Annotated in this window: 3 protein-coding genes and 1 pseudogene; 3 read left to right on the plus strand and 1 reads right to left on the minus strand. The window is 44.5% G+C overall.

Annotated elements, in window-relative coordinates; all coding sequences use genetic code 11:
- Both CXF78_RS20285 and hemF read left to right on the plus strand, forming a co-directional pair.
- A partial coding sequence (locus tag CXF78_RS20285) for an L-threonylcarbamoyladenylate synthase (protein ID WP_180957233.1) occupies window positions 1-260 on the plus strand: 260 nt, incomplete at its 5' end.
- A gap of 4 nt (window positions 261-264) precedes the next feature.
- Window positions 265-1197 (plus strand): oxygen-dependent coproporphyrinogen oxidase, encoded by a 933-nt coding sequence (gene hemF / locus CXF78_RS20290; RefSeq protein ID WP_011635522.1) that lies wholly within the window; start codon window positions 265-267, stop codon window positions 1195-1197.
- On the opposite strand, the gene CXF78_RS20295 is transcribed toward hemF, so the two are convergent.
- Complete coding sequence (locus tag CXF78_RS20295) at window positions 1194-1628, minus strand: group II truncated hemoglobin (RefSeq protein ID WP_102037767.1); 435 nt, start codon at window positions 1626-1628, stop codon at window positions 1194-1196. The genes hemF and CXF78_RS20295 overlap by 4 nt on opposite strands.
- Before the next feature lie 159 nt (window positions 1629-1787).
- On the opposite strand from CXF78_RS20295, the pseudogene CXF78_RS20300 reads away from it, so the two are divergent.
- Window positions 1788-2453: pseudogene (locus CXF78_RS20300) on the plus strand (amidohydrolase); the annotation flags it as partial.

Consider the following 2453-nt stretch of genomic DNA (forward strand, 5'->3'; position numbering starts at 1 on the left):
TGTGCGGCGAGTTTGATTCAATTGCCGTAAGGGTATCTGCTCATCCAGTAGTTCGAGAGCTATGCGACACCCTCAATAAACCCCTAGTATCGACAAGTGCCAATTTGGCCGGTGAGCAACCGGTGGTCGATGCACAACATATCATCACTGATTTTAGCGATAAAATTGATGCATTGATTTTAGGTAAGCTGGGCGAACAACGTCAGCCATCAACCATCATCGATGCTCGCAGTGGTCAAATTCTTCGTAATGGAAGCTAATACTATGTCAAACACCTCTTCCCATGTGCCAGACGCACAACAAGTAAAATCGTTTTTGTTGGGATTACAGCAAAATATTTGTCAGCGTTTAGAGCTGCTCGACGGTAAAGCGACGTTTAAAGCGGATTCGTGGGAACGTGAAGAAGGTGGCGGTGGTACTAGTCGAGTATTAACTCAGGGCCAAGTGTTTGAGCAAGCCGGTGTTAACTTCTCACATGTAATGGGCGCTGCTATGCCCGCATCGGCCACGGCACATCGTCCTGAATTAGCTGGCCGTAGTTTTGAAGCTATGGGGGTGTCATTGGTTATTCACCCTAATAATCCGTTTATTCCGACCACGCATGCTAACGTGCGTTTTTTTATTGCCCGTAAAGAAGGTGCTGATCCGGTATGGTGGTTTGGTGGTGGATTTGATTTAACGCCTTATTATCCTTTCAAAGAAGATGTCGTTAGCTGGCACCAAACGGCTAAAGATATTTGCGATCCATTTGGTGAAGACGTTTATCCCAAGTATAAAAAATGGTGTGATGAGTACTTCTTCTTACCGCACCGCAATGAAACCCGTGGTGTTGGTGGATTGTTTTTTGATGATCTTAACGAGCCTGGCTTTGAGCGAAGCTTTGAGTTTATGCAAGCGGTAGGTAACGGCTTTATTGAAGCTTATGCGCCGATAGTTGAACGCAACAAAGAGTTAGAATATGGCGATGATGAACGTCAGTTCCAACTTTATCGCCGTGGTCGCTATGTTGAGTTTAATTTGGTTTATGATCGTGGCACTTTATTTGGCCTGCAAACAGGTGGCCGAACTGAATCCATTTTAATGTCGATGCCACCATTGGTTCGCTGGGAATATGCATTCACCCCAGAAGAAGGGACAGCAGAAGCTGAACTGTATGACATCTACTTAAAACCACAAGATTGGTTGGCTGCGGTCTAACAATTACGCATATTGTCAGCTAGTGTAGAAATAGCCTGAATAATCACTTGTTGATGTTCAGGCTTTTTTATGTTGTTTTGAATGGCTGCACGCATACAGATTAACCATTGATCTCGCATCGACTCGTCAATAGCAAAAGGCATGTGCCTGGCGCGTAAAGCCGGATGACCATGTTTTTGTTGGTACAGTAGTGGTCCGCCTAACCAGCCACTTAAGTACTCATACAGTTTTTGTTCAGACTCTTGCATTGGCGAGCGATGTATCGCTAATAATGTTTGAGTTTCGGGGCGCGTTTGCATCTGTTGATAAAAGTCATGGGCAATAGCGCGGATCACCTTATCGCCACCAATGAGGTCGTAGGCATTTGATTGCGCTGTGTCTCTGTCATCAACAGCTTGCGGCTTAGTGAATAATTTACGTAACCAGTTCATATTGTCAGTGTTTAAGAGTGTCGGCGTTATTATAACGAAATCGATGTCATGGCAGGATCATTTTATTGTTAACGTTTTGATACCAATTATTTAACGATTAGGCTGTATTTCGGCAGTTAACTTGGTTAGATTGGTCGCAAAATAAGACAGGAGATCCCAATGGCAAAGTTAATGCCTTCTTTGGTAGCTGTGGCGCTATCAACTGCAATTGCAGGTTGTAGCCCAGCAGAACAACAAGACCCAAAAATCACAATCAATGCCAATCCGTATCCAAGTACTTATCAAATACTGCCTAATTCAACCACACTGCTTAAAAATGCCATTGTATTAACCGGCACTGGTGAACGTATTGATGATGCTGATGTATTGATAAAAGACGGCAAAATTAGTGCTGTGGGTCAACAGCTTTCCGCTGAAGGTGCAGTAGTTGTTGACGCTAAAGGCAAATGGATTACCCCTGGTATCATTGATGTGCATTCACATTTAGGGGTTTATCCAAGCCCAAATGCCGAGTCACACAATGACGGCAATGAAATGACTAATCCGGTAACCGCTGAAGTATGGGCTGAGCATAGTGTATGGCCGCAAGATCCTGGATTTAATCGTGCCCGAGAAGGTGGTATCACCACGCTACAGATTTTACCTGGCTCAGCTAACCTTATTGGTGGCCGTGGAGTCACGCTCAAAAATGTCCCCGCGACAACCATGCAAGCGATGAAATTTCCTGCCGCGCCTTATGGATTAAAAATGGCCTGTGGTGAAAACCCTAAATCTTTATATGGTAGCCGTAACGAATTACCCATGACACGTATGGGTAATATGGCG

Source organism: Shewanella sp. 11B5 (genome assembly GCF_002836795.1).
Lineage (GTDB): Bacteria > Pseudomonadota > Gammaproteobacteria > Enterobacterales > Shewanellaceae > Shewanella > Shewanella frigidimarina.